Annotated in this window: 25 protein-coding genes; 10 read left to right on the forward strand and 15 right to left on the reverse strand. The window is 72.4% G+C overall.

Going from position 1 to position 26,720, the window contains the following annotated elements; translation table 11 throughout:
• Positions 1–370, reverse strand: a 370-nt coding sequence (locus ABZY33_RS08700; RefSeq protein ID WP_356490784.1) for an ATP-binding protein, incomplete at its 3' end; no start/stop codon positions are given.
• Between the two features lie 111 nt (positions 371–481).
• Between ABZY33_RS08700 and ABZY33_RS08705 the strand changes: the two genes are divergently transcribed.
• Genes ABZY33_RS08705 through ABZY33_RS08715 form a run of 3 tightly spaced genes read left to right on the forward strand, consistent with a single transcriptional unit; the run spans position 482 to position 2,908 of the window.
• Complete coding sequence (locus ABZY33_RS08705; protein WP_356490785.1) at positions 482–1,288, forward strand: helix-turn-helix transcriptional regulator; 807 nt, start codon at positions 482–484, stop codon at positions 1,286–1,288.
• Positions 1,285–1,551, forward strand: coding sequence for a DUF397 domain-containing protein (locus ABZY33_RS08710; protein WP_356490786.1), 267 nt, complete (start codon positions 1,285–1,287; stop codon positions 1,549–1,551). The genes ABZY33_RS08705 and ABZY33_RS08710 overlap by 4 nt, the downstream gene beginning before the upstream one ends.
• Positions 1,535–2,908 carry a pentapeptide repeat-containing protein gene (locus tag ABZY33_RS08715; protein WP_356490787.1) on the forward strand — a complete coding sequence of 458 codons (1,374 nt, stop codon included), beginning with the start codon at positions 1,535–1,537 and terminating at the stop codon, positions 2,906–2,908. Before ABZY33_RS08710 ends, ABZY33_RS08715 begins: the two co-directional genes overlap by 17 nt.
• 36 nt (positions 2,909–2,944) lie before the next feature.
• Here the strand turns inward: ABZY33_RS08715 and ABZY33_RS08720 are convergent, their stop codons facing one another.
• Positions 2,945–4,306 carry a hypothetical protein gene (locus ABZY33_RS08720; protein WP_356490788.1) on the reverse strand — a complete coding sequence of 454 codons (1,362 nt, stop codon included), beginning with the start codon at positions 4,304–4,306 and terminating at the stop codon, positions 2,945–2,947.
• Positions 4,307–4,447: 141 nt separating this feature from the next.
• On the opposite strand from ABZY33_RS08720, the gene ABZY33_RS08725 reads away from it, so the two are divergent.
• On the forward strand, positions 4,448–6,337 hold the full coding sequence (locus tag ABZY33_RS08725; RefSeq protein WP_356490789.1) for a ricin-type beta-trefoil lectin domain protein: 1,890 nt from the start codon (positions 4,448–4,450) through the stop codon (positions 6,335–6,337).
• A gap of 80 nt (positions 6,338–6,417) precedes the next feature.
• On the opposite strand, the gene cimA is transcribed toward ABZY33_RS08725, so the two are convergent.
• The 6 genes from cimA to ABZY33_RS08755 all read right to left on the reverse strand — a co-directional run bounded on the left by cimA (position 6,418) and on the right by ABZY33_RS08755 (position 13,478).
• Positions 6,418–8,049, reverse strand: coding sequence for a citramalate synthase (gene cimA / locus ABZY33_RS08730; protein ID WP_356490790.1), 1,632 nt, complete (start codon positions 8,047–8,049; stop codon positions 6,418–6,420).
• Between the two features lie 303 nt (positions 8,050–8,352).
• Positions 8,353–9,663, reverse strand: a complete 1,311-nt coding sequence (locus ABZY33_RS08735; RefSeq protein ID WP_356490791.1) for an MFS transporter — start codon at positions 9,661–9,663, stop codon at positions 8,353–8,355.
• Between the two features lie 95 nt (positions 9,664–9,758).
• Positions 9,759–10,739, reverse strand: a complete 981-nt coding sequence (locus tag ABZY33_RS08740) for a DUF2891 domain-containing protein (protein ID WP_356490792.1) — start codon at positions 10,737–10,739, stop codon at positions 9,759–9,761.
• Between the two features lie 359 nt (positions 10,740–11,098).
• Positions 11,099–11,743: a pyroglutamyl-peptidase I gene (pcp, locus tag ABZY33_RS08745; protein WP_356490793.1), complete on the reverse strand. Its 645-nt coding sequence runs from the start codon at positions 11,741–11,743 to the stop codon at positions 11,099–11,101.
• A 29-nt stretch (positions 11,744–11,772) separates the two neighbouring features.
• Entirely contained in the window at positions 11,773–12,738 is a 966-nt protein-coding gene (locus ABZY33_RS08750; RefSeq protein WP_356490794.1) for a DUF979 domain-containing protein, read from the reverse strand.
• Positions 12,735–13,478, reverse strand: coding sequence for a DUF969 domain-containing protein (locus ABZY33_RS08755; protein ID WP_356490795.1), 744 nt, complete (start codon positions 13,476–13,478; stop codon positions 12,735–12,737). Before ABZY33_RS08755 ends, ABZY33_RS08750 begins: the two co-directional genes overlap by 4 nt.
• Positions 13,479–13,680: 202 nt before the next feature.
• Between ABZY33_RS08755 and ABZY33_RS08760 the strand changes: the two genes are divergently transcribed.
• Genes ABZY33_RS08760 through ABZY33_RS08770 form a run of 3 tightly spaced genes read left to right on the forward strand, consistent with a single transcriptional unit; the run spans position 13,681 to position 16,012 of the window.
• Entirely contained in the window at positions 13,681–14,433 is a 753-nt protein-coding gene (locus ABZY33_RS08760) for a 5-oxoprolinase subunit PxpA (RefSeq protein ID WP_356490889.1), read from the forward strand.
• Positions 14,430–15,152: an allophanate hydrolase subunit 1 gene (locus ABZY33_RS08765; protein WP_356490796.1), complete on the forward strand. Its 723-nt coding sequence runs from the start codon at positions 14,430–14,432 to the stop codon at positions 15,150–15,152. Before ABZY33_RS08760 ends, ABZY33_RS08765 begins: the two co-directional genes overlap by 4 nt.
• Positions 15,149–16,012 carry a biotin-dependent carboxyltransferase family protein gene (locus ABZY33_RS08770; RefSeq protein ID WP_356490797.1) on the forward strand — a complete coding sequence of 288 codons (864 nt, stop codon included), beginning with the start codon at positions 15,149–15,151 and terminating at the stop codon, positions 16,010–16,012. The genes ABZY33_RS08765 and ABZY33_RS08770 overlap by 4 nt, the downstream gene beginning before the upstream one ends.
• A 13-nt stretch (positions 16,013–16,025) precedes the next feature.
• Here the strand turns inward: ABZY33_RS08770 and ABZY33_RS08775 are convergent, their stop codons facing one another.
• From ABZY33_RS08775 to ureA, 4 genes are all read right to left on the reverse strand, one after another.
• Positions 16,026–16,589, reverse strand: coding sequence for a TetR/AcrR family transcriptional regulator (locus tag ABZY33_RS08775; RefSeq protein ID WP_356490890.1), 564 nt, complete (start codon positions 16,587–16,589; stop codon positions 16,026–16,028).
• Positions 16,590–16,650: 61 nt separating this feature from the next.
• A complete protein-coding gene (locus ABZY33_RS08780) occupies positions 16,651–17,682 on the reverse strand; it encodes an agmatine deiminase family protein (RefSeq protein WP_356490798.1) in 1,032 nt (343 codons plus the stop codon).
• A gap of 10 nt (positions 17,683–17,692) precedes the next feature.
• The gene (locus ABZY33_RS08785; protein WP_356490799.1) at positions 17,693–19,405 is read right to left on the reverse strand and encodes an urease subunit alpha; all 1,713 of its coding nucleotides are present in this window, start codon (positions 19,403–19,405) and stop codon (positions 17,693–17,695) included.
• The gene (gene ureA, locus ABZY33_RS08790; RefSeq protein WP_356490800.1) at positions 19,402–20,097 is read right to left on the reverse strand and encodes an urease subunit gamma; all 696 of its coding nucleotides are present in this window, start codon (positions 20,095–20,097) and stop codon (positions 19,402–19,404) included. Before ureA ends, ABZY33_RS08785 begins: the two co-directional genes overlap by 4 nt.
• 142 nt (positions 20,098–20,239) lie before the next feature.
• Here ureA and ABZY33_RS08795 point away from each other — a divergent pair, with 142 nt between their 5' ends.
• A complete protein-coding gene (locus ABZY33_RS08795; RefSeq protein ID WP_356490801.1) occupies positions 20,240–20,935 on the forward strand; it encodes a TetR/AcrR family transcriptional regulator in 696 nt (231 codons plus the stop codon).
• 105 nt (positions 20,936–21,040) lie between these two features.
• Positions 21,041–22,222, forward strand: a complete 1,182-nt coding sequence (locus tag ABZY33_RS08800; protein ID WP_356490802.1) for an NAD(P)/FAD-dependent oxidoreductase — start codon at positions 21,041–21,043, stop codon at positions 22,220–22,222.
• 41 nt (positions 22,223–22,263) lie between these two features.
• On the opposite strand, the gene ABZY33_RS08805 is transcribed toward ABZY33_RS08800, so the two are convergent.
• A complete protein-coding gene (locus ABZY33_RS08805) occupies positions 22,264–23,352 on the reverse strand; it encodes a branched-chain amino acid aminotransferase (protein WP_356490803.1) in 1,089 nt (362 codons plus the stop codon).
• 259 nt (positions 23,353–23,611) lie between these two features.
• On the reverse strand, positions 23,612–24,652 hold the full coding sequence (locus ABZY33_RS08810) for a 3-isopropylmalate dehydrogenase (RefSeq protein ID WP_356490804.1): 1,041 nt from the start codon (positions 24,650–24,652) through the stop codon (positions 23,612–23,614).
• 128 nt (positions 24,653–24,780) lie between these two features.
• Here ABZY33_RS08810 and ABZY33_RS08815 point away from each other — a divergent pair, with 128 nt between their 5' ends.
• Positions 24,781–26,397, forward strand: a complete 1,617-nt coding sequence (locus tag ABZY33_RS08815; protein ID WP_356490805.1) for a metallophosphoesterase family protein — start codon at positions 24,781–24,783, stop codon at positions 26,395–26,397.
• A 4-nt stretch (positions 26,398–26,401) separates the two neighbouring features.
• Here ABZY33_RS08815 and ABZY33_RS08820 read toward each other — a convergent pair whose 3' ends face one another.
• Positions 26,402–26,545 carry a hypothetical protein gene (locus tag ABZY33_RS08820; RefSeq protein WP_356490806.1) on the reverse strand — a complete coding sequence of 48 codons (144 nt, stop codon included), beginning with the start codon at positions 26,543–26,545 and terminating at the stop codon, positions 26,402–26,404.
• Between the last annotated feature and the right edge of the window lie 175 nt (positions 26,546–26,720).

The raw sequence follows: 26,720 nt of genomic DNA on the forward strand, positions 1-26,720 counted from the left end.
GGGCCTGGCCCGGGTCGCGCCCGCCGCCCCCCCATTGGTCGGCGAGCGCCGCGACCAGCTGGAGCCCGCGGCCGTGTTCCGCCTCTGGGCGTGGCACCTGCGCGGCGACCGTGCCGCCGCCGGAGTCGTGCACCTCGATCCGCACGACCCGGTGCGCGCACATCGCGATGTGCAGCCGGAAACCCCGCCCGGGCGGTACGCCGTGCAGCAGGGCGTTGGTCGCCAGCTCGCTGACGCAGAGAAGCACGTCGTCCAGCCGTTCGATTGCCTGCCAGTCGTGCAGGGCCCAGGCTGTGAACGCGCGGGCGGCAGGGATCGATTTGCGTTCGCGTGTGTAGAACGCTTCGCGCTGGAAGGGCAGTTGTTCCATGGGGTGACTGTGGGACGGGTGCGCTCCGCGGGGCAGGGCGGGAGGTCGTACATCTGCATTTGTACGAGTCCCTGCCGGTCGGCGCGGGTTGAAGAGGGGAACGGTCCGCGTATGAAGAAGCAAGTGACTTCCTGGCATGCGATTGGGGCGCAGATCGCGCACTTCCGGAAGTGGGCCGGGCTCACGCAGACCGGGCTGGCCGATCAACTGGCCGTCAGCCACGACAAGATGGCGTCCATTGAGCAGGGGCGGCGCCCGGTGGATCTGGCACTAGCGGCCCGCATCGATGAACTTCTCGACACCAAGGGGGCTTTGGCCGTTGCGGTGGCCAAGGTCCCGGCCAGAGAGAAGTTTCCGGTGCTCGTGGCCGACTTGGTGGAGATCGAACAGGTCGCTGTGTCGATCCTGTCGTATGAGGCACAGGTCGTACCAGGCTTGCTGCAAACCGAGGACTATATGCGGGCCGTCTTCAACTGCCGCTACCCACCTATCGGGCGCGGCATGCTGGACGATTGGGTCCTGGGTCGCCTGGAGCGGCAGAAGGTGTGGGAACGGGAGGAGCCGCCCGGCGCCAACTTCATCCTGGAGGAGACGATCCTCAGGCGACCCATCGGCGGTCGCGAAGTCATGCGCGAGCAGATCCGGCGCCTCCTGGACCTCAGCGAACTCGACTGCATGGGGCTCCAGATCATGCCCTCGGATCGGGTGCCGCACGCCGGGCTCGACGGCCCCTTGGAGCTGTTGGAAAACCCCGAACACGACTTCGTGGCGTACCTGGAAGGCCAGCGCGTGAGCAGCGTCGTCGACGATCCCGACGAGGTAAGTATCTACCAGCTGAAGTATGGAATGCTGCGGTCGCAGGCACTATCTCCGGCGGAGAGCGCACACCTGCTGGACACACTGCTAGGAGCCTCATGAACCGCGCAGCACCCACCACCGGACTTGCCTGGATCAAGTCCAGCTACAGCGGCAGCGAAGGCGGCAACTGCCTCGAAGTCGCCTGCGACTGGCGGAAGTCGTCGTACAGCGGCGACCAGGGCGGCAACTGCCTGGAAGTCGCCACCCACCCCACCGCCATCCACATCCGCGACTCAAAGAACGACCCCGCCACCGGCGCCGTGCTCACCGTCACCCCGGACACCTGGACCGCGTTCCTGCGCCCCCATGCCACCCGCCCCTGAGCGGAGCGTCACCGCCGAGGCGGTGAAGCGGGAGATCCTCGACCCCGGCGCCGGGTCCGACCCGTACCTCCTGCGCCGCGCCCACATCCGCGGAGCGCTCGCGCTGGACGGGGCCGAGATCGGGCGGCTCGTGCGGTTCGAGGAGTGCCGGTTCGACGGGCCCGTGACCCTGGAAGGCGCGAGCACGCTCGCGTTCAGCGTCACCGACTGCGAGCTGCCCGGCTTCGTCGCCCCGACCGCACAGATCGGCGGGCGGCTCGACCTGCGCGGGTCCACCGTCACCGGCGGGGAGCGCGGCGCCGTGAACGTCACGCTGACCCACATAGCGGGCGCGCTGGTGCTGGACCGGGGCCGGCTGCTGGCGCCCGGTGGGATCGCGCTGCACGCGGGCGGGCTCGTCATGCAGGGCGGCGTCTTCTGCAAGAACGGGTTCGTGGCCCACGGCCAAGTGCTGTTCCCCGGAGCCGAGCTGCCCGGCGGCCTGTGGATGGACGGGGCGCGGATCGTGGTCCCGGCCCCGGAGGACATCGCGTTCAACGGGGACGCGCTGCGGGCGTCGACGGTCCGCCTCCACCAGGGGTTCCGGGCCGACGGACGGGTCCGGTTGCGCGGCGCTCGGATCGAGGATCTCCTCTCCTTCCACGAGGCCGAACTGCGCGGCCGCGCCTCGTCGTTGATGGCGGTCGGCGCGCAGGTGGAGGCGCTGGACCTGCGGCTCGCCGCTCCCCCGGCGGGCGGCGTGGACCTGCGCAACGCGCGGGCGACCCGCATCCAGGACCGGCCGGGCACCTGGCGGGCCCCGCTCGGTCTGGACGGACTGCTGTACGACTGGATGGAGTCGACGGCCGCCACCCAGCGCGAGGACACCACGAACCGCCTCGCGTGGCTGCGCCTCCAGACCGGTTTCACTCCGCAGCCGTACGAGCAACTGGCCGCGTACTACCGGAAGCTGGGGCACGAGGACGAGGCGCGCCGGGTGCTGCTGGTGCGCGAGCGCAGACGGCGCGCCACGTTGCGGCCGCTGGGCCGGGTGTGGGGCTGGCTGCTGGAGGCGACGGTCGGCTACGGCTACCGGCCGTGGATCGCCGGGATCTGGCTGATGGTGCTCACCCTGCTGGGCTCGCTCGTCTTCCACACGCACACGCCCCTGCCGAACAAGAAGGGCGAGGGGGCGCCGTTCAACCCGGTCGCGTACACGCTCGATCTGCTGATCCCGGTGGGCGGGCTCGGCCAGCGCGACGGCTGGCACTGGGCCGACGCCGGGGTCCAGGGGCTGGCGTACGCGCTGATCGCGCTGGGCTGGGTGCTGACCACGACCGTCCTGGCCGGGGTGACCCGGGCGCTCAGCCGCGCCTGACCGGACCGGACCACCGGTGACCTGGATGGCCCGGAATCAGAATCCGCCGCCGAAGTCCCCGCCGCCGCCACCGCCGCCGCCACCGAAGTCCCCGCCGCCCCCACCGTCGCCGAATCCGCCGCCGAAGTCCGACGCGTCGAAGTCCGCGCCCGAGTAGTCGCCGCCCCCGAAGTCCCCGGCGCCGAAGTCGCCGTACCCGGAGCCGTAGTCCGCGGCGTACGCCGGGCCCGACATCATCGAGCCGAGCATGGTGCCGACCAGCAGCCCCGGCAGCATGCCGCCGCCGAAGTAGCCGCCGGCCCAGGGGCCGTACATCGGGCCCGCGTCGTAGTACGGGCGGCGCTCACCCGCGCCCGCATCGACCGTGCGCACCAGGGGGTCCTGTCCGTCCCGCAGCCGGGTGGCGTCCGCCGCGCAGACCGGGACCTGCCGGGGCGCGCCGCCGGGCGGGGTCCATGCGGCGTCCTCGACCGAGGGCCCGTGGCGCGGGTCGAAGAAGCAGGGGGCCCGGCGCTCGGGCAGCGGGCGGCCCTCGCGGCGGGCGGCCAGCAGCGCGAGGGAGAAGCGGCCGTCCTCCAGGGCCTGGGTGACGCCCCGGACGTCCTCGGGGCGCCGGGCCGCCGCCATGTACTGCTTGGCCTTCTCGTACGCGTCGAGCGCCCGCTCGTAGTCCGCGCGCATCGCGTCGTCGGCGCCCGCCTCCGCCGGATGGAAGTCGAGCCGGTCCAGTTCCTCGCCGAACGCGGTGATGTCCTCGTCGACCACGACGCGCAGCCGGTCGAGGGCCTGGCGCTGCTCCTCCTCCTTGCGGCGCCGGTTGCGGCGGGCCAGGGCGTAGGCGCCCGCGCCGCCGACCACGACGACCGCGCCGACACCCAGCAGCGGGGCCGCGGAGGTACCGCGTTCGGCGCCGCCGCCCGCGCCCGCCCAGGAGGAGGGCGCCGAACCGTGCGCCGTGCGGACCGCCGTGGCGACGAAGTCGTCGAGCTGCCGGCGGGCCGACTCGCCGCGCACGCTCGTCGTCAGGTTGTGAACGGCGGCGTTCGACAGGACCTGGTGGTCGGCGCGGGCGTCGAAGGCGCTGCCGAGCCGCACGCCGTAGACGCCGACGATCCCCGTCTTGGTGCGCAGATTGGTGAAGAGGTCCTGTTTCGGGAAGTCGGCCGGGAGCACCGCCACCATCACCGGCTTGTCCGCGTCCTTGATCCTTCTCTCCAGCGCGTCGACGTCCGCCGAGGTCAGATCGGTGGCGGCGGCCGGATCGACGTAGACCGGACTCTTCCGCAGGGCATCGGCCACGGTGGAGACGTCCGACGCGGCGGAGGCGGCGGGCGTGACCGTGAGCGTCGCGGCGAGGGCGAGCAGCGGCGCGGCGAGGGCGGCGAACAAGGGCCTCATACCTCGACGCTAACCCAGACGGGGTGTGAATGACGGGTCGGGGCGTTCGTGACGTGAAGTCTTGACGCGGTCCGCGAACGCCCTTTAACTCACGTCTTGAACTAAGCCATGAGAGTTGACTGTTGGGACACAGGAGGCATCGTGCGCACCCCCACAACCACCCCCACAAGGCCCCCCACCCTGCTCCGGCTGCTGCTGGCCGGGGCCCTGGTCACGGTCGGACTCGCCGGCGCGGGCACCGCACCCGCCCAGGCCGCGGGCGAGCAGGTCTCCGTCTGGCTCACCACCACCGACGACGGCGGCGGCCGCCACGTCACGCGCGGACTCCAGCAGCAGCCCCCGGTCGCGTTCCAGGCGGGCAGCGGCACCACCGGCACCACGATCACCGTCGACGAGAACACCCGGTACCAGACGTTCACCGGCGGCGGCGCGTCCTTCACGGACACCGCGGCCTGGCTGATGAACTCCAGCGGCGCCCTGTCCGGGGCGACCCGCGACGCGACGATGAAGAAGCTGTTCTCGCCGACCGAGGGTATCGGGCTCTCCTTCCTCCGCAACCCGATGGGCGGCTCGGACCTGGCCCGCACCGGGTACACGTACGACGACGTGCCCGCCGGGCAGAGCGACCCGTCACTGGCGAAGTTCTCGATCGCCCACGACCAGGCCGACGTGCTCCCCCTGACCAAGCAGGCCAAGCAGCTCAACCCGGCCGCCACCGTGATGGCCTCCCCGTGGACGGCACCCGCCTGGATGAAGGACAGCGGCCAGCTCAACGGCGGCTGGCTCAAGGCCGAGAACTACGGCGCCTACGCGAACTACTTCGTGAAGTACATCCAGGCCTACCAGGCCGCCGGTGTCCCCATCGACTACGTCACCGCCCAGAACGAGCCGACCTGCTGCTCCGGCTACCCCTCGATGAGCTGGAACGGCTCCGGGCTCGCCTACTTCACCAAGAACGAGCTGCTGCCGAAGCTGGCCGGCGCGAACCTGAAGACCAAGGTGCTCGCCCACGACTGGAACTGGGACACCTACGACGCGTACGCGGCGCCGACCGTGGACGACGCGGCGGTGCGCTCCCACCCGAACTTCGGCGGGATCGCCTGGCACGGCTACGGCGGCGACGTCGCCAAGCAGACCGAGATCCACAACAAGTACCCGCAGCTGGACGCCTTCCAGACCGAGCACTCCGGTGGCACCTGGATCGCCGACCAGCAGCGCGAGGACATGATGAACATCATCGACTACACCCGCAACTGGGCGAAGTCGGTGACGAAGTGGTCGCTGGCCGTGGACCAGAACCGGGGCCCGCACAACGGCGGCTGCGGTACCTGCGACGGACTCGTCACCGTCCACAACGGGGACTCCCGCAGCGGCCAGGTCGACTACAACATCGAGTACTACACGATGGGCCACCTGACGAAGTTCGTCCGGCCGGGCGCGTCCCGGATCGCCTCCACCGCTTCCAGCACCGTGCCGAACGTGGCCTGGCGCAACCCGGACGGCTCGAAGGCGCTGATCGCCTTCAACGACGCGTCGGGCGCGAAGGACGTCACCGTCAACTGGGGTGCCCAGCACGTCACTTACTCGCTGCCGGGCAACACCTCGGCGACATTCACCTGGGGCGGCACGCAGGCCGGCGGCGGCGACCGGGTGGGCGCCCTGCACGGGCTGGGCGGCAAGTGCCTCGACGTCCGGGACGGGTCCACCGCCAATGGGGCCGTCGCCCAGATCTGGTCCTGTGTCACGGGGTCGCAGAACCAGACCTGGACCGTGAAGGCGGACGGGTCCGTGCGGGCTCTTGGCAAGTGCCTTGACGTGAGCGGGGGGTCGACTGCGGACGGGGCCAAGGTCCAGCTGTACGACTGCAATGGGAGCGGGGCTCAGCAGTGGCGTCTGGAGTCGTCCGGGGACCTGGTCAATGCGGGTGCCGGCAAGTGCCTTGATGTGACCGGGAATTCTGTTGCGGACGGGGTGGCGACTCAGCTGTGGTCGTGCACCGGGGCGGCGAATCAGAAGTGGACGTTGCAGTAGACCGGAGCCGGAGGGGCTGGAAAATCCAGCCCCTCCGGCGATTGAGGAGCGGGGTCCGGGGCGGAGCCCCGTGACCTCGGCTACTCGACCGGCTCCACGCCCGCGCGGAGCAGACCGTACGTGTACGCGTCCTCCAGGGCGCCCCAGGACGCGGCGATCACGTTCTCCGCGACCCCCACCGTCGACCACTCCCCCGCCCCGTCCGTCGTGGAGATCAGGACGCGGGTCGTGGAGGACGTGCCGTGCTTGCCTTCCAGGATGCGGACCTTGTAGTCGACCAGCTCCATCCCGGCGAGCTGGGGGTAGATCCGCTCCAGGCCGACGCGCAGGGCCCGGTCGAGCGCGTTGACCGGGCCGTTGCCCTCCGCGGTGGCGACGATCCGCTCGCCCTTGGCCCACAGCTTCACGGTCGCCTCGTTGGCGTGGCTGCCGTCGGGGCGGTCCTCGACGATGGCCCGCCAGGACTCGACGCGGAAGTAGCGGCGCGCCCGGCCCTCGGCCTCCTCGCGCAGCAGCAGTTCGAAGGAGGCGTCCGCGGCCTCGTACGTGTACCCCTGGAGTTCACGTGCCTTGACGCGCTCGACGACGCGGCCGACCAGCTCGCGGTCGCCGGAGATGTCGACGCCCAGCTCCTTGCCCTTGAGCTCGATGGAGGCGCGGCCGGCCATGTCGGAGACGAGCATCCGGATGCGGTTGCCGACGAGGTCGGGGTCGATGTGCTGGTAGAGGTCCGGGTCGACCTTGATCGCGGAGGCGTGCAGCCCCGCCTTGTGGGCGAAGGCGGAGACGCCGACATAGGGCTGGTGCGTGGAGGGCGTGAGGTTCACGACCTCGGCGATGGCGTGCGAGATGCGCGTCATCTCGCTCAGCGCCCCGTCGGGCAGGACCTTCTTGCCGTACTTCAGCTCCAGGGCGGCGACGACCGGGAAGAGGTTGGAGTTGCCGACGCGCTCGCCGTAGCCGTTGGCCGTGCACTGCACGTGGGTGGCGCCCGCGTCGACGGCGGCGAGGGTGTTGGCGACGGCGCAGCCGGTGTCGTCCTGGGCGTGGATGCCGAGCCGCGCGCCGGTGTCGTCGAGGACGGTGTGCACGATCGCCTGGACCTGGGCGGGCAGCATGCCGCCGTTGGTGTCGCAGAGCACGACGACGGAGGCGCCCGCCTCGTGCGCGGTGCGCACGACCGACTTCGCGTACGCCGGGTTGGCACGGTACCCGTCGAAGAAGTGCTCGCAGTCGACGAAGACCCGGCGGCCCTGGGCGACCAGGTGGGAGACGGTGTCGCGGACCATCTCCAGGTTCTCGTCGAGGGTGGTGCGCAGGGCCAGTTCCACGTGCCGGTCGTGGGACTTGGCGACCAGGCAGATCACCGGGGCGCCGGAGTCCAGGAGCGCCTTGACCTGCGGGTCCTCGGCCGCCTTGGCGCCCGCGCGGCGCGTGGCGCCGAAGGCGACGAGTTGCGCGTGCCGGAAGTCGATCTCCGCTTGCGCGCGGGCGAAGAACTCGGTGTCGCGGGGGTTGGCGCCGGGCCAGCCGCCCTCGATGAAGCCCACGCCGAAGTCGTCCAGGTGCCGTGCGATGGTCAGCTTGTCCGCGACGGTGAGGTTGATGCCCTCGCGCTGCGCGCCGTCGCGCAGCGTCGTGTCGAAGACGTGGAAGGAATCGTCGGGCTCGCCGGCGCGTTCGTCGCTGCGTTCGCTGGGGCTGCTGCTCATGCTGATCGGGCTCCTGTATGGGATCTCGGTCTACCGGAATGACCGGCTCCACCGTCCGACTATGATCCCGCGCGCTCTCCGCCTGGCATGGGGTGGGCCAGAAACGAGAAAAACCTCTCGCGGGTGCGAGAGGTCTGCGCGCGGGTCGAGGACGACGGTGTCCGCCCGTACGTGGTCGTACGAGACGGTCACTGCGGACCGGCGCGCCTGCTGCCAATAATCATGGCGAACGAGAGCACGCCCGCAGTCTGCCACAGCCCGGACCGGCGCCGGACTGTGGTCTCACGATGCGGTCAGCGGGGTTCAGGCCACCGGTTGCGGGGCTCGCTCCGGCTGCTGCACCCGGTTCAGGTCGATGGTGCGGGTCTCACGCATGGACAGGTAGACGACCAGCGACACGGCCGCACAGCCGGCCACGTACCAGGAGAAGCCGGACTCCAGGCCGCCGTCCTTGAACCAGAGGGCGACGTACTCGGCCGTCCCGCCGAACAGGGCGTTGGCGAGGGCGTACGGCAGGGCGACGCCCAGGGCGCGGATGCCGGTCGGGAAGAGCTCCGCCTTCACGCAGGCGTTGATCGAGGTGTAGCCGGTGACGATGACGAGCGCGAGCAGCGAGAGGCCGAGCGCCGGCCAGAACGAGCCCGCGTGCTTGAGCATCGTCATGATCGGCACGGTCAGGAAGGTCGAGCCGACGGCGAACGTGATCAGCAGCGGGCGGCGGCCGATCCGGTCCGACAGCGCGCCCGCGAGCGGCTGGAGGCAGGCGAAGACGATGAGCGCGCAGAACGAGACGAGGGTCGCGGTCTGCTTGCTGAGCCCGGCCGAGTTCGACAGGTACTTGGTGAGGTAGGTCGTGTACGTGTAGTACGCCACGGTTCCGCCCATGGTGAGCGCGACGACGAGGAACGCCTCGCGCTTGTGCGCCCACAGGGCCTTCATGCTGCCCTTGTCGTCCCCGGCCACGGCGCCGGCGTCGGCGGACTCCTCGTAGACCTCGGTCTCCAGCATGTTGCGGCGCAGGTAGAAGATGATCGCCGCGCCGAGGGCGCCGACGACGAAGGGTACGCGCCAGCCCCATCCGTGCAGCGCGTCGTCGGAGAGGGTGCGCTGGAGGACGATCAGCAGCCCGAGGCCGATGATCTGGCCCGCGGTCATGGACACGTACTGGAAGCTGGAGGCGAAGCCGCGCCGCTCGGGGGCGGCGGCCTCGGTGAGGTAGGTGGCGCTGGCCGCGTACTCGCCGCCGACGGAGAGGCCTTGCAGCAGGCGGGCGACGAGCAGGACGGCGGCGCCGCCGTACCCGGCGACCGCGTAGGTCGGCGCGATCGCGATGAGCACGGCGGACGCCGACATCAGCGTCACGGTCAGCGTCAGCGCCGCCTTGCGGCCCTTGCGGTCACCGACCCGGCCGAGCAGCCAGCCGCCGACCGGACGCATGAAGAAGCCGACGGCGAAGATGCCGGCCGTGTTCATCAGCTGCGCGGTCGGGTTCCCGTCGGGGAAGAAGGCGCCCGCGAAGTACGTCGCGAAGCTCGCGTACACGAACCAGTCGAACCACTCGACCATGTTCCCGGCCGATCCGACCAGGACTTTCTTCCATTGCTCTCGTCCCATGAGGGGCCACATTGGAGGACCGCCGGGCCGCGTGACAAGGGTGTACCGCGCAACGATCGCGCGTACTTGCGTTCATTGCGTTCACCGGATCACGGTCACCCGTCGGCGCGCCGGCGGGCGAGTTCCGCGAACGTGGCCAGCCAGTGGTCCGTGGTGAAGTCCCCGCTGTCCACGGCCGGGAGCCCGGCCGCGAGGTGGGCGTCGGCGGCCTCGGTCAGACGGGACCGCACCGGCCCGTCCGGCAGGGCGCCCGCGATCGTGCGCAGCGCGGCGGCGCGGGAGAGGGCGAGGCCCAGCAGGTGGCCGATGTGCGGGTCGGCGGGGTCGGAGACGAGCGGCACGTCGAGAAGGGCGCAGGGCGCACCCGTGCGCAGGCCCGGCAGGAACCGGTCGAGCCACCGCGCGAACGCCTCCGCGTCCAGGACCCGGCGCATCGCGTCCGCCTCGCTGAGCGCGGGCGACAGGAAGTCCTGGCCGGAGGGCTCCCAGTGCGCGGGCGCGTCGTGGTCGTCGGCGAACCAGGTGCGCAGGCGGGTGCGGACGCCTTCCAGCGTCGTCTGCGACAGGCCGGCCGCCGCGCCGGTGTCCAGGATCAGGCCGAGGGCGAAGGCGCTGTTGGTGTGGACGCCGTGCCGCACGGGATACGTGGCCTTCGGCAGCCAGCCGGCGAGGAGCCGCTCCACGGCGTCCACGGCGGGCCCGAAGGCCGGGCCCCATCGGGTGTCCCGGGCCTCGGCGGCGAGCGCGGTGAGCCAGGCCCAGCCGTACGGGCGCTCGAATCCGGGCCGGTCCAGGAGGTAGGCGGCTTCCGTGGCGAGGTTCTCGGGGGTCAGGTGGTGGTCCAGTACGGCGGTGTACGGGGTCGTCGTGGCGGGGGGCAGGGCGGGGAGAGTGCGCAGGAGCAGCCAGTGCATGTGTACGGAGGAGTGCCAGTCGTAGGCGCCGTAGAACGCGGGGTGCAGGGTGCTCGGGCGGGTGGTCTCGGTGGCCGTCGTCATCAGGTGAGCGGGGAAGTTGGGGAACTCCCTGGTGACATTGGCTGCTGCCAGCTGAGCGGTGTCCTCCGGGGTGGGCATGGGGGCCTTTCTGGGTCGGGGGCCTGGCGGTTCATGGGTGCGGCCGGGCACGACTTGTGCGCAGTTCCCCGCGCCCCTGAAAACCATCGGCTTCGCCGTCGGGCGCGGGCTCGTGGGGGCTGGTCGCGCAGTTCCCCGCGCCCCTCAGAAAACATCGGCTTCGCCGTCGGGTGCCGGCTCGTGGGGGCTGAGCGCGCAGTTCCCCGCGCCCCTGGGGGCTTGCGGCTTCGCCGCTGTCCCCCAGGGGCGCCCGGTGAGATGGCGCACGTAGTGCGCATCTCAGGGGCGCGGGGAACTGCGCGGCCCGCCCCCACCGGAGCCGCACTCGGCGGGGCCCGCACGCACCAGACGCAGCCCCGCTAGTGGGTCGTCCCCTCCGAGACGCGTAGGTCCGCCGTCGTCGTCACGGCAGTCGAAAGCAGCGCACGCACCCCCTCCGCCACCAGATCCGGCGGCAGGGACGGAGCGGAGCCGTCCGGGACCTGGGCCGGGGCCCAGGGCACATGGACGAAGCCGCCCCTGACGCCGGGAAACCTGGTGGCCAGCAGATGCGCCAACCCGTACGCCACGTGATTGCAGACGAACGTGCCGGCCGTGTTGGAGAGCGCCGCCGGCACCCCGGCACCCCGCATCGCGGCGACACACGCCTTCACCGGCAGCGTGGAGAAGTACGCGGCGGGCCCCCCGGGCACGACGGGCTCGTCGACGGGCTGGGCCCCGGCGTTGTCGGGGATGCGCGCGTCGTCGACGTTGATGGCGACGCGTTCGACGGTGACCCCGGCCCGGCCCCCCGCCTGCCCGAGACAGAGCACCAGCTCGGGCCGGACCCGCTCGACCGCCTCCCGCAGCACCTCCAGCGACGCGCCGACGACACAGGGCAGCTGCACCGCGGTGACGGCGAGGCCCTCCGGCGGCGCGGCGGCGACGAGCTGCGCCGCCTGCCAGGACGGGTTCACGGACTCTCCGCCGAACGGTTCGAAGCCGGTGACCAGTACGCGGGTCATGGCTGCTCCTTCCAGGCCGCACAGGCCGTTCAGACCGCGAAGACGGCCATGATCACGATGTTGCAGACGAGCAGCGCGAGCGCCGTCGGCAGCTGCGCCTTGATGGGCCCGTACTGGTCCTTCAGTTCGAGCAAGGACGCGGGGACGATGTTGAAGTTGGCCGCCATCGGCGTGCACAGGGTGCCGGCGAACCCGGCGAGCATGCCGACCGCGAGCACTCCGGCCTCGTTGCCGTGCATCTGCTGGATGAGGACCGGCCAGCCGATCGCCGCGGTCATGACGGGGAACGCCGCGAACGCGTTGCCCATGATCACGGTGAACAGGAACATGCCGACGCAGTACGCGACGACGGCGAAGTACTTGGAGTTGTCGGGGAGCACGTCGTTCACGATCTTGCCGACCTGAGTGCCGACCCCGGCGACCGCGAAGATCGAGCCGAGCACGGAGAGCAGCTGGGGCAGCAGCAGGGCGGAGCCCATCGCCTCCAGCATGGAGCGCCCGGAGTGGATCGGCACCGACAGCTTGCGCTCGCCCGTCACCAGCATGCCGACGGCCAGCGCCGCGATGCAGCCGAGGCCGAGGCCGATCAGCGTGGCCTTGCCGGTCTCGAAGAGGCCCGACTCGTCGAGGAAGGAGGCGCAGACGATGGCGACCAGCGGGATGGTGAGCGCGGGGACGAAGAGCTTGTTGCCGAGCCGGGCCGCCGAGACCTCACGCTGCTCGGCCGTGGTGGTGACCGGGACGCCCTTGCCGATGAAGTTGAACCCGGCGAGCACGATCAGCGCGAGGACGGCGACGCCGAGCGGTTCGGCGGGCAGGGTCCAGCTCGCGCCGCCCTCGACGACGCCGGTGCCGTAGGGGAAGGTCAGGCCGAGCAACCCCCAGAAGGCGGCGGAGGTCCAGCGCTTGGGGTTGGTGCGGTCCCTCGCCATCTGCGCGGCCATCACGACGAAGACGAGACCGATGAGCCAGTAGAGCCATTCGACCTTGATCACTTGGCGGGCTCCTCACGGGACGGTCCGGGCGCCTGCGGCGGCAGCGGCAGGTCGTTCTCGGCGGCGGCCAGGGCCATCTCCCGCTCCAGCTTCTTGTCGAGCAGCAGCAGCCGGGCGCCGTGGATGACGAAGGCGCAGACGGCCAGCGGCACGGCCCACAGGGCGAGCTGGGTGGGTTCGAGCTCCTGGTGGTAGGTGGAGTTCACGAAGCCGGTGATCAGCAGGATCGATCCGATCGCGATGAAGCAGTCCTCGCCGAAGAAGAGACCGACGGTGTCGGCGGAGGAGGAGTAGGAGCGGACCTTCTCGCGCAGCTTGTCGGGGAGCGCGGCGCCCGCGGTGCGTTCGGCGGCGGCCTCCGCCATGGGCGCGACGAGCGGGCGCACGGTCTGCGCCGGGCCGCCGAGGTTGTTGAGCCCGAACGCGGCCGTGATCTGGCGGATCAGCAGGTAGACGGTGAGGAAGCGGCCGGCGCTGAGCTTGCCGAGTTTGCCGATGAGGGTGCGGGCCTGTTCGCGCAGGCCGTACCGCTCCAGGAGGCCGATCACCGGGAGCACGATGGCGAAGACGGTGACGGACCGGCTGTCGGCGAACGCGTGGCCGAAGGCGGCGAGGATCTCCTGCGGGTTCATCTTGCCGAGCAGTCCGGTGGCGATACCGGCGACACCGACCACGAGGACGGGATTGCGGCGCGTGACGAATCCGAGGATCACCACGAGCACGCCGAGAAGCACGATCATGCGGCCGCCTTCTTCGGGACGAGGGCACGGGGAGGGCACGGAATCCGGCGGGGGCCCGTCTCCGTGGGGGATGCACGGACACTAGGGGATCGTTGAACGATCGAACAAGGGGTTGTGGCATATCACCCACCCGATCGACCTCTTGTCGGATTGTTGAACGATCCCTTACGTTGAGCAGGTGACCCGAGACGACATTCCAGGCGTGATCGACCTCAACGCCGACCTCGGCGAGGGCTTCGGCCGGTGGACGCTCACCGACGACGAGGCCCTGCTCTCCGTGGTGACCAGTGCCAACGTGGCGTGCGGCTTCCACGCCGGCGACCCGTCCGTCATGCGCCGGGTCTGCGACCTGGCCGCCGAGCGTGGAGTGCGGATCGGCGCGCAGGTCTCCTACCGCGACCTCGCCGGGTTCGGGCGCCGCGCCATGGACGTGCCCCCGGACGAGCTGGCGGCCGAAGTGGCGTACCAGATCGGCGCGTTGCGGGTCTTCGCCCAGGCGGCCGGGGCCGAGGTGAGGTACGTGAAACCGCACGGCGCGCTCTACAACCGCACGGTCCACGACACCGCGCAGGCGCAGGCCGTGGTGGCCGGGGTCCGGCTCGCGGGCGGCAACCTTCCGGTGCTCGGCCTGCCCGGTTCCGAACTGCTCGCCGCCGCCGGGGAGGCCGGGCTCGCTCCCGTGCGCGAGGCCTTCGCCGACCGCGCGTACACCGCGCGGGGCACGCTGGTCCCCCGGCGCGAGCCGGGCGCCGTCGTCGAGGACCCGGACACGGTGGTGCGCCGGGCCGTCGGCTTCGCCGTGGAGAGCGGTGTCGAGGCGGTCGACGGCACCCGCGTCGCGGTCGCGCCTCGCTCGCTGTGCGTGCACGGCGACACCCCGGGCGCGGCCCGGATCGCCGCGCGGGTGCGGGCGGCGCTGGCCGGGGCCGGAATCACGGTGGAGGCGTTCGCGTGAGCACCGGCCTCGTGGTCCGTCCGGCCGGGCGGCACGCGCTCCTGGTGGAGCTGCCGGACGCCGAGCGGGCCGGCGCCTTCCATGCGGAGCTGCTGCGGCGCCGGGCGGACGGCACGCTGCCGCCGGTCGCCGAGATCGTGCCCGGCGCGTGCACGGTGCTGCTGGACGGCGTCTCCGACCCCGCCGCGCTGACCCGCCGGCTCACCGGCTGGACCCTCCCCGCGACCGCCCCGGCGGACGGCGAGGTGGTGACGATCCCGGTCGCGTACGACGGCCCGGACCTGGCCGATGTCGCCGCCCTGTGGGGCGTGGCCGAGGACGAGGTCGCCGCGCGCCACGCCTCGTACACCTACCGCGTCGCCTTCTGCGGCTTCGCCCCCGGCTTCGGCTATCTGACCGGGCTGCCGCCGGAGCTGCGCGTCCCGCGCCGGGACACCCCGCGCACCCGGGTCCCGGCGGGCGCCCTGGCGCTTGCGGGCCCGTACACGGCGGTCTACCCGCGGGCGACGCCGGGCGGCTGGCAGCTCATCGGCACGATGGCGGATCCGTCCCGCTTGTGGAACACCGAGAGGCAACAGGCGGCTCTGCTCTCGCCCGGGACCCGGGTGCGATTCACCCCGCCAGGGGCGCGGGGAACTGCGCGACCAGCCACGGACGACGATCGGACGGCGGCCGAGCGGACATGCCACGGCGAGCAGCCGGATGCGAACCAGCGATGACGACAGAACTGACGATCACCCGGCCCGGCGCCCTGACCACGATCCAGGACGCGGGACGAACCGGCCACGCCCACCTCGGCGTCCCCCGGTCAGGCGCCCTGGACGCCCCCTCGATGGACCTGGCCAACAGACTCGTCGGCAACCCGGAGGGCACCGCCGTCCTGGAGACGACCCTGACAGGGTGCGCCCTGCGCCCCGACGCGGACGTCACCCTGGTGGTCGGCGGCGCCCCCTGCCGGGTCACGCTCGACGGGCGCCCCGCCCCCTGGGGCGTCCCGGTCCGCGTCCCGGCCGGGGCCACCCTCGACGCGGGCCCGGCCACCGCGGGCGTCCGCTCCTACCTGGCCGTCGCCGGCGGGATCGCCGTCCCGCCCGTCCTGGGCAGCCGCTCCACCGACCTCCTCTCGGGCCTCGGCCCGGCCCCGCTCGCCCAGGGCGACCTGCTCCCCGCCGGCCGCGCGGAGCGCACCGCTCCCCCGGCGCTGCCCGTCGCCCCGCCCTGGCCCGCGCCGCCGACGGCGCTCGTGCTCCCCGCCCGCCCCGGCCCCCGCGACGACTGGTTCACCGCGGCGGCCCTGCGCACCTTCCTGACCGCCACGTTCACGGTGTCGGCGCAGAGCAACCGCATCGGCCTGCGGACCGAGGGGCCCGCCCTGGAGCGCGGCGCGGCGGGCGAACTGCCCAGCGAGGGCATGGTGCTGGGCGCGGTGCAGGTGCCGCCGGACGGCCGCCCCGTGGTCTTCCTGCACGACCATCCGACGACCGGCGGCTACCCGGTGATCGCCGTGGTGGCGCCGGCGGCACTGGCCGCGGCGGCGCAGGCCGTACCGGGCACGCCGGTGCGCTTCGTGCGCGCCTGAACGGGCCGCGGGGTCAGGACTGCGGGGCCCCCTGCGCCATGAGCCCGTCGTCCAGGAACTCCCGTACGTGGGCGAGGACTTCGTCGCGGCCCGCCCCGCGCAGCCCGATCGCCACGTGGATGGCGAACCCGTCGAGCAGCGCGCGCAGCCGGGCCGCGAACCGGTCCGGGTCGACCGGCCGGAACTCGCCGCGCGAGCTGCCCTCGGCGAGCAGCGCCACGAGGTCCCGGTGCCAGGCCCGCTCGATGGCGGACTGGCGGGCGCGGGCGGAGGTGCCGGCCGCGGCGTTCTGCGAGCGGTTCCACACCTCCAGCCAGAGCGTCCAGTGCGGGTCGCGGTGGCCGTCGGGCACGTACAGGGCGACGTAGGCGTCGAGCCGCTCGCGTGCGCTGCCCTCCCGCGCGAGCAGCGCCCGCCGCTCCTCGCCGAGCCGCCCCTCGCTCCACTCCAGCGTGCGCAGCAGCAGCTCGTCCTTCGACCCGAAGTGGTAGGCGACGTGCCCGCTGCTCATGCCCACCTCGCGGCCGAGCGCGGCCAGGGTGAGCCGCTCCAGGCCGCGCTCGGCGATCATCGCCATGGTCGCGGCGAGCACGGTGTCCAGGGGCGGGGCGGGGGTGCGGGGGTTTCGGCGGGTCACGTCAGAACCCTGCCACGGGTTGCTGCTGGGTGATGCAGTGGATGCCGCCGCCGGCCGCGAAGACGGTCCGCGCGTCGACGAGGGTGACGGTCCGGGCCGGGAACAGCCGGCGGAAGAGGGCCGCGGCCTCCTCGTCGCGCGGGTCGTCGAAGCCGCACAGGACGACGCCGTCGTTGCAGAGGTAGTGGTTGATGTAGGAGTAGTCGACCCAGCCCTCGTCGTCCGCGAGGACGGCCGGGGCGGGCACCTCGACGATCTCCAGGGGGCGGCCCGCGGCGTCGGTCCGCCCGGAGAGGGTGCCGATGATCTCGCGGCTGACCTCGAAGTCGGGGTGGGCCGGGTCGCGCTGGGAGTGGACGAGGACGACGCCGGGCGCGGCGAACGCGGCGACGATGTCGACGTGGCCGCGGGTGCCGAACTCGCCGTAGTCGCCGGTCAGTCCGCGCGGCAGCCAGATCGCCTCGCTGGTGCCGATCCGCGCGTGGATCTCGGCCTCGACGCGCTCCTTGGTCCAGCCCGGGTTGCGGTCCGGGTCGAGCTGCACCGTCTCGGTCAGCAGCACGGTGCCCTCGCCGTCGACGTGGATGCCGCCGCCCTCGTTGACCAGGGGTGAGGAGAGCGCGGGGACGCCGGCGAGGCCGGCGATGTGCCGGGCGATCGCGGAGTCGTGCTCCCAGCGGGCCCAGTCCTGGGCGCCCCAGCCGTTGAACGTCCAGTCCACGGCGGCGAGTGCGCCGTCCGCCCGGTCCTTGACGAAGGTCGGGCCGATGTCGCGCATCCAGGCGTCGTCGAGGTCCCGTTCCACCAACTCGATGCCGTCGGCAGCCAGTTCGCGGGCCGAGTCGAGCTGGCCCGCGCCGACGACCATGGTCAGCGGTTCGAACCGGCGCACGGCGCGGGCGACCCCGGCCCAGGCGGTGCGCGCCGCGGCCAGCTCCCGCTCGTCGGTGAAGGTGGGGTTGGGGCCCGGCCACGCCATCCAGGTCCGCTCGTGCGGGGCCCATTCGGGCGGCATGAAGTACTGCGTCGTCATCGCGGGGTCCTCAGAGGAAGTAGAGACGGTTCAGGGAAACGGACTCGGCCGGCTCGGAGCGCAGCGGTTCGCCGTCGAGCGTGACCAGGCCGGTGCGCTGGTCCACGTCGACCGCGCCGGTGCGGGAGTTGAGGCGCAGGTCGGCGGGGCCGATGCCGCGAGTGCCGCGCACGGCGACACGGCGGCGGCGCGTGGGCATCCCGTCGTGGCCCTGGTCGACGGCGGCCTGGGCGACGAAGGCGACGGAGAGTTCGGCGGGCGTCGCGCCGTGCGCGCCGAACTGCGGTCCGAGGACGAGGGGTTCGCAGGTGTCGGTGGCCGCGTTCGGGTCGCCGACGACGCCGTACGCGGGGAAGCCGGACTTCAGGACGAGCTGCGGCTTGGCGCCGAAGAACTCGGGGCGCCACAGCACGATGTCGGCCATCTTGCCGGGCTCGATGGACCCGATCTCGTGCGAAAGGCCGTGGGCGATGGCCGGGTTGATGGTCAGCTTCGCCATGTAGCGCAGGACGCGCTCGTTGTCGTGGCCGGCGCCCGGGTCGCCCAGCTCGGCCTTCATCTTCCCGGCCATCGCGAAGGTGCGGCGCACGGTCTCGCCCGCCCGGCCCATGCCCTGCGCGTCGGACGAGGTGATGCCGATGGCGCCCAGGTCGTGCAGGACGTCCTCGGCGCCCATCGTCCCGGCGCGGATGCGGTCGCGGGCCATCGCGGCGTCGCCGGGCAGATCCGTCTTGAGGTCGTGGACGGAGACGATCATGCCGTAGTGCTCGGCGACCGCGTCCCGGCCGAAGGGCAGGGTGGGGTTGGTGGAGGAGCCGATGACGTTCGGGACGCCCGCCATCTTCAGCACGTTCGGTACGTGCCCGCCGCCGCAGCCCTCGATGTGGAAGGCGTGGATGGTCCGCCCCTCCAGGACCTTCAGGGTGTCCTCGACCGAGAGGCACTCGTTCAACCCGTCGCTGTGCAGCGCGACTTGGACGTCGTGCTCCTCGGCGACGCGCAGCGCGGTGTCCAGGGCGCGGGTGTGCGCGCCCATGTCCTCGTGGACCTTGAACCCGCAGGCGCCGCCCTCGGCGAGCGCCTCCACCAGCGGCGCCCCGTGCGAGGACGAACCGCGGCCCAGGAAGCCGATGTTCACGGGCCAGGCGTCGAAGGCGGAGAAGGCGTGCTTCAGCGCCCAGGGCGAGTTGACGCCGACGCCCCAGACCGGGCCGAACTCCTGCCCGATGACGGTGGTGACCCCGGAGGCGAGGGAGGCCTCCATGATGCGCGGGGAGAGCAGGTGCACGTGGGTGTCGACGGCTCCGGCGGTGGCGATGAGCCCTTCGCCGGAGACGATCGAGGTGCCGGTGCCGACGACGACGTCCACGCCGTCCAGCGTGTCCGGGTTCCCGGCGCGGCCGATGGCTTGGATGCGGCCCTCGCGGATGCCGATGGACACCTTGCGGATGCCGAGCGCGGCGTCGATGACCACGACGTTGCTGATCACGACGTCGCAGGTGTCGCGGACGGCCGCCGCCTTCAGGTGCAGCCCGTCGCGCGCGGTCTTCCCGAACCCGGCGAGGAACTCGTCCCCGTACGCCTGCGCGTCGGACTCCACCTCGATCGTCAGCCCCGAGTCACCGAGGCGCAGCCGGTCGCCGGCGCGCGGCCCGTGCGTGCTCGCGTACTCGTGCGGGGTGAGGCGGCGGGCCTCGGCGGGGTGGCCTCCAGGGCGGCTCATCGGTCTGCCTCCTCGTCACGTACGCCCAGATATCCGCAGGCGGCGGCGGAGCGCAGCGCCTTCTCGCGGGCGCCGGGGGCGTCCAGCGGCCCGTCCACGAGTCCGGCGAAGCCGATGGCGACCCGGGCCCCGCCGATCGGGAGGAGCCCCACGTCGTGGCTCTCCCCCGGCCCGAACCGCACGGACGAGCCGGCCGGTACCGCGAGCCGCATCCCGTAGGCGGCGGCGCGCGGGAAGTCGAGGCGCGGGTTGGCCTCGAAGAAGTGGAAGTGGGAGGTGACGGAGACCGGGACGGTCGCGGTGTTGGTGACGGTGAGCGTCACGTGCGGTTCGGGCTCGGCGTGGGCCGGGCCGGGGAGCAGCGCGCCGGGAGCCTGGTCGCCGAGTCCGCCGCCGAGGGGGTCGCTCACCACGGCGAGCCGCGATCCGTCGTCGAAGACCGCCTCGACGTGCACCTCGGTGACCACGTCGGCGACGCCGGGCAGCACGTCGTCCGGGCCGAGCACGGAGCGGGCCGCCTCGATCGCCTCGGCGAGCCGCCGGCCGTCCCGGGCCGCCTCGCAGACGGTGTCCGCGATCAGGGCCGTCGCCTCGGGCACGTTGAGCCGCAGCCCGCGCGCTCTGCGGGCCCGGGCCAGCTCGGCGGCGCCGAACAGCAGCAGCCGGTCGCGCTCGGTGGGGGTCAGTCGCACGCCCGTACACCTCCTCAGGATTTGAACGCCACTCTAAACACGGAATTCGATTGCGCCAAGTCATCGCCAGGACGTGCGCTTTTCTGTATTGAGTGACGCTCTAACTTCGAAGTCGGCGTGCGGCTGCGGTTACCGTGGCCCCGTGAACAGCCCCGACCCGACCAGCACCCCGCGCAGCCGCCGCGAACGCCCCGCGAAGCCCGCTCTGAGCCGGGCCGGCATCGTCGCCGCCGCCGTGCACGTCCTGCGCGCCGAGGGCCTCGGCAAGGTGACGATGCGCCGCCTGGCCCGTGAGCTCGACACCGGTCCCGCCTCGCTGTACGTGTACGTCCGCAACACCGACGAGCTGCACGCGGCCGTCCTCGACGCGCTGCTCGCCGAGGTGGACCTGAGCCCGGCGCGGGAAGCCTCGGGCGACTGGCGCGAGCGGCTGACCCGGCTGCTCACCTCGTACCTGGAGATGCTCTTCCGCTACCCGTCCCTGGCCCGGTCCGCGCTGACCGTGCACCCCGCCGGAGACCACTACCTGGACCTCGTGGAAGCGCTGCTCGTCCTGTTGCGCGAAGGCGGGGTGCCGGACGCCCGGGCCGCCTGGGGCGTGGATCTGCTCCTGCAGTGCGCGACCGCGACGGCGGTCGAGCACGCCGGCGGCGGCCCGGGCACCTTGGACGCCACCTTCACCGCCGTCACCACCGCCTCCCCCGCCCGGCACCCGGAGCTGGCCCGGCTCGCCGACGTACTCGTGGCGGGGGGCGGCTCCGCCCGGCTGAACTGGGGATTCGCCACCCTGATCGCGGGCATCGAGGCGGCACCCGAGCCGCCGCTGACCCGCTCCTGAACCGCCGTCCCCTGTCACCCGGCTTCCGCACACCCGTTGACGAACTTGTTCGTCACGAACATGTTCGTTACCGTGGAGGGGTCAGCACGTCACGAGGAGGCCGTCATGAACACCGCCCCGCACACCCCTGTCCCGCACCACCCGATCGCCGTCGTCGGCGCCGGGCTCGGCGGCCTCACGCTCGCCCGGGTCCTGCACGTCCACGGCGTCCCCTGCGCCCTGTTCGACCTGGACGCCTCGGCCGGCGCCCGCCACCAGGGCGGCATGCTCGACCTGCACGAGGAAACGGCCCAGGCCGCTCTGCGCGCGGCCGGTCTGTACGAGGAGTTCCGCGCACTCGTGCTGCCCGGCGGCGAGGAGAGCCGGCTGATCGACCCGGACGGCACGCTGCGCCGCCTCGACACGGACGACGGCGACGGCGGCCGGCCCGAGGTCAACCGCGCCGACCTGCGCCGCCTGCTGCTCGACTCCCTGCCCGCGGGCACGATCCGCTGGGGCGCGAAGGTCACGGCCACCGAGCCGGCCGAGCCGCCCGGCCGCCACCTGGTCACCCTCGCCGACGGCAGCCGGTTCACCACCGACCTGCTGATCGGCGCCGACGGTGCGTGGTCGCGGGTACGCCCGCTGCTGACCGACGCCCGGCCCGCGTACACCGGGATCTCGTTCGTGGAGTCCGACGTCCTGCCGGGCGCGGAGCGGTTCGAGGAGCTGGCCGCGTTCATCGGCGGCGGCAGCTCCTTCACCCTCGGCGACGGCAAGGGGCTGCTCACGCACCGCGAGGGCGACGGCCGCATCCACACCTACGTCGCGGTGCGGGCGCCCGAGGAGTGGCTCGGCACGCTCGACTTCAGCGACACCCGGGCCGCGCGCGCCGCCGTGCTCGCCCTCTTCGACGGCTGGGACGAGCGGCTGCGCGCGCTGATCGCGGACGGCGCCGGGCCGCTGACCCCGCGCCTGATCCACGCGCTGCCCGTCGGCACGCGGTGGGAGCGGGTGCCCGGGGCCACCCTGCTCGGCGACGCGGCGCACCTTATGTCGCCGTTCGCGGGCGAGGGCGCCAACCTCGCCATGTTCGACGGCGCCGAGCTGGCCCGCACGATCGTCACGCACCCCGGCGACCGGGAGGCGGCGCTCACCGCGTACGAGGAGGAGCTGTTCCCGCGCAGCGAGGCGACGGCGGCCGACTCGGCGGGCAATCTGGCGCTGATGTTCGGCCCGGACGCGCAGCAGAAGCTGTGCGACATGTTCGCGGGGTTCGACGCCGCTGCCACTGCCGCACAGAACTGAGCGCCTGCCCTCAGCAGGACAGGCGCTCGGGCGGAGGCGGTTCAGCCCAGCTTGTGCATCCAGCCGTGCTGGTCCTGCGCGGTGCCGCGCTGGATGTCCAGCAGGGCGTTGCGCAGCTTCATGGTGACCTCGCCGGCCTCGCCGCCGGACTGCTGCCATTCGGCGCCCGCCCGCTTGACCGTGCCGACCGGCGTGATGACGGCGGCGGTGCCGCAGGCGAAGACCTCGGTCAGTTCACCCGAGGCGGAGTCGGCCTGCCACTGCTCGATGGAGACGCGGCCCTCCTCCGACTTGTAACCGAGGTCCTCGGCGACCGACAGGAGCGAGTCCCGGGTGACGCCCGCGAGGAGCGAGCCGGTGAGGCCCGGGGTGATGATGCGGTCGCCGTACACGAAGTACAGGTTCATGCCGCCCAGCTCCTCGACCCACTTGTGCTCGACGGCGTCGAGGTAGGCGACCTGGTCGCAGCCCTTGGCGGCGGCCTCGGCCTGCGCGAGCAGCGAGGCCGCGTAGTTGCCGCCGGTCTTGGCGTCGCCGACGCCGCCCGGGACGGCGCGCACCCGGTCCTCGGAGAGCCAGATGGAGACGGGCTTGACGCCGCCGGGGAAGTAGGCACCGGCGGGCGAGGCGATGACGATGAAGAGGTACTCGTTCGCGGGCTTCACGCCGAGGCCCACCTCGGTCGCGATCATGAACGGGCGCAGGTAGAGGGACTCCTCGCCGCCGTGCGCGGGGACCCAGTCGCGGTCCTGCTTGACCAGCAGGTCGCACGCCTCGATGAAGGTCTCCACCGGCAGCTCGGGCATGCCCAGGCGCCAGGCCGAGTGCTGGAAGCGCTTGGCGTTCATGTCGGGGCGGAACGTGGCGACGGTGCCGTCGGGCTGGCGGTAGGCCTTGAGACCCTCGAAGATCTCCTGCGCGTAGTGCAGGACGTTCGTGGCCGGGTCGAGGGAGAGCGGTCCGTAGGGCACGAGCTGCCCGTCGTGCCAGCCGCGGCCCTCGGTCCAGCGGACCGTCACCATGTGATCGGTGAAGTGGCGGCCGAATCCCGGGTTGGCCAGGATCGCCTCGCGCTCCGCGGCGGACAGCGGCGTGGCGGTGGGCTTGAGCTCGATCGTGGGCGTCGTCATGGTTGCGTGTCCTTCACCGTTGGTTGTGACGGACCGCGTTCACGCCTGCACTCCTGGTACTAGGACGTCCGAGCATCTCCACGTACATCGCGGCCCCACGTCCGATTATCGCGCGTGGGACGGTGTGCTCGAAACGGGCCCGGAGGTGCGCTGGTGTGGTGCGGCCCCTGCTGATGGTGGCACCCGGGGCCGCACAGGAGAAGCCGCCGGGCGCACGAGGCGATCCGGCGGCTTCTGCTACGAAAGAGTGAGCGCCGGATCAGCCGGCTACTCGGCCGGCGAGCGCGTCGCCGATCTCCTCGGTGGAGCGCACGGCGGTGCCGCGCTCACCGAGGTCGGCGGAGACGGCCGTCTCGATGCGGGCGGCCTCGGTCTCGTAGCCGAGGTGGCGCAGGAGCAGCGCGACGGACAGGACGGTGGCCGTGGGGTCGGCCTTGCCCTGGCCCGCGATGTCCGGGGCCGAGCCGTGCACGGGCTCGAACATCGAGGGGAACTCGCGGCTCGGGTTGATGTTCCCGGAGGCCGCGACGCCGATGCCGCCGGAGACGGCCGCGGCGAGGTCGGTGATGATGTCGCCGAAGAGGTTGTCGGTGACGATCACGTCGAACCGGGCCGGGTCGGTGACGAGGTAGATCGTCGCCGCGTCGACGTGGATGTAGTCGGTGGTGACCTCGGGGAACTCCCGCGCCACCTTGTTGAAGACGTTCGTCCACAGGTGGCCCGCGAAGGTCAGCACGTTGTTCTTGTGGACCAGCGTGAGCTTCTTGCGCGGGCGGGCCTGGGCGCGGGCGAAGGCGTCGCGGACCACGCGCTCGACACCGAAGGCGGTGTTGACCGAGACCTCGGTGGCGACCTCGTGCTCGGTGCCCTTGCGGATCGTCCCGCCGTTGCCCGTGTACGGGCCCTCGGTGCCCTCGCGGACCACGACGAAGTCGATCGCGGGCTCACCGGCGAGCGGCGTCGCGACACCCGGGAGCAGTTTGCTCGGGCGCAGGTTCACGTGGTGGTCGAAGGCGAAGCGGAGCTTGAGCAGGAAGCCCCGCTCCAGGACGCCGGAGGGCACGCTCGGGTCGCCGATGGCGCCGAGCAGGATGGCGTCGTGCTGCTTGAGGGCGTCGAGGTCGGCGTCGGTGAGCGTCTCACCGGTCGCGTGGTACCGCTTGGCGCCGAAGTCGAACTCCTCGGTCTCCAGCTTCACATCCTGCGGAAGCACGGCGGAGAGGACCTTCAGACCCTGGGCCACGACCTCCTGGCCGATGCCGTCACCGGGGATCACTGCGAGATTGATGCTGCGAGACATGTCCGCACCGTATCCCGTGTCCCATGGGATGACACGGCGCGTCCACAATACGGACAGGCTGTCCTGCGGCCGTGTGCTGTTCACCCGCCTGTGGGGCGGGTGTTGGGCGGAGCGGGGAGGTTCCGGTCATGAGCCCTGCCAACGACACCCCCGAGGTCGGCATCCCGGCCCCGCTCGCCCGCCGCATGAGCATGCCCGAACAGCACGCGTACCTGCGGGCCCGGTTCAGCAGGCGGCGCGCCCTGGCCGGGGCGGCGGCCGCCGTGGGCGGGGCCGGGCTGCTCGGCGGCGGGGCCGCGGCCTCCGCGGTCCAGGCGGCGGCGCCCGCGCGCGGGCCCGCGGTGCGGGTGGACGGCTCGCTGGTGGCGCCGTTCGGCCGCCACCTGGCCTTCGGCGCCGACCCGCGCACGCAGATGCGGGTCTCCTGGCAGGTACCGCTCGCCGTGCGCCGCCCGTTCCTGCGGGTGGGGCTCAAGCCGTGGGAGCTGAGCCGCCGGATCGAGGCGGAGGTACGCGCCCTGCACACCCCGGCGCTGACGGCCCGGCTCCCGGCGGTCGAACAGCTCTATCTGCACGTCGCGCTCGACGGCCTGCGGCCCGGCACGACGTACTACTACGGCGTCGGCCACGACGGCTTCGACCCGGCGAGCGCCGAACGCCTGGGCACCCTGGGCACGTTCCGCACCGCCCCGGCCGCGCCGGAGACGTTCGTCTTCACCGCCTTCGGCGACCAGGGCGTCAGCTATGACGCGCTCGCCAACGACCAGGTGATCCTGGGTCAGAACCCCGCGTTCCACCTGCACGCGGGCGACCTCTGCTACGCCGACAGCTCGGGCGGCGGCAAGAAGACGGACACCTACGACGCGCGCGTGTGGGACCAGTTCCTCGCGCAGACCGAGACGGTCGCGAAGTCGGTGCCGTGGATGGTGACGACCGGCAACCATGACATGGAGGCCTGGTACTCGCCCCACGGCTACGGCGGGCAGAGCGCCCGCTGGTCGCTGCCGGACAACGGGCCCGATCCGGCGGGCGCGCCGGGCGTGTACTCGTTCGTTCATGGCAACCTCGGCGTCGTCGCCCTCGACGCCAACGACGTCTCGCACGAGATCCCGGCCAACCGGGGCTGCACGGACGGGAAGCAGACCGCCTGGCTCGACCGGCGGCTCGGGGAGCTGCGGGCACGCGCGGACGTCGACTTCGTCGTCGTCTTCTTCCACCACTGCGCGTACGCGACGTCCCGGCACGCCTCGGACGGCGGGGTCCGCGACGCGTGGGTGCCGCTCTTCGAGAAGCACCAGGTGGACCTGGTGATCAACGGCCACAACCACGTGTACGAACGCACGGACGCGATCCGGTCCGTGCCGACGGGTGACGGGGTCGGCGGGGAGGTCGGCAAGCCGGTGCCGGTCGGCGCGTCGACCGATCCGACGCGCGACGGCATCGTGTATGTCACCGCGGGCGGCGCCGGCAAGGACCTCTACGGGTTCGGCCCCGGCGTACCGGACAGCTACGAAGGCCGGGTGCGCGAGCGCGACGCGATCGCCACCGTCCGCTGGACGGCGTCACACGGCTCCGGCGCGTCCGAGTCCGTCCAGGACGTCGTGGAGTGGTCCCGGGTGCGGTACACCGGCTTCTCGTTCCTCGCGGTGGAGGTGGCGGCCGGGCCCGCTCCCCGGATGACGGTCTCCGCGCTCGCCGAGAGCGGCGCGCGCATCGACCACTTCGAGGTGCGGCGGGGTCGCTGACCGGTCAGTGACCGGTCTCGCCCCCGTTGTCCCGGCGGTCCAGGGCGCGCTGGAGGGCGGCGGCGGCGGTCTTGGCGGCCTGCCGATCGGCTTCGGTCGACGGGGAGGTGTGACGGACTCGGCGGCGGGCGGGCGTCGCAGTGGCCATGACGGATCGACTCCTTGAGATCACGGGGATTTCGAGGGCCGGAAGAGGCGGGGAGCGGGGAGCTGCAGGGGTTGCCTGCCAGGTGCTCCGGCTCGCTGCCGCCATTCGCCAGGTAAGCGATACGTTCGGCTCCTACAAAGTTAGGACAGCTCGCCGCTCCTGTCTCCACAATTAC

It is taken from the genome of Streptomyces sp. NPDC006552, assembly GCF_040611655.1.
GTDB lineage: Bacteria > Actinomycetota > Actinomycetes > Streptomycetales > Streptomycetaceae > Streptomyces.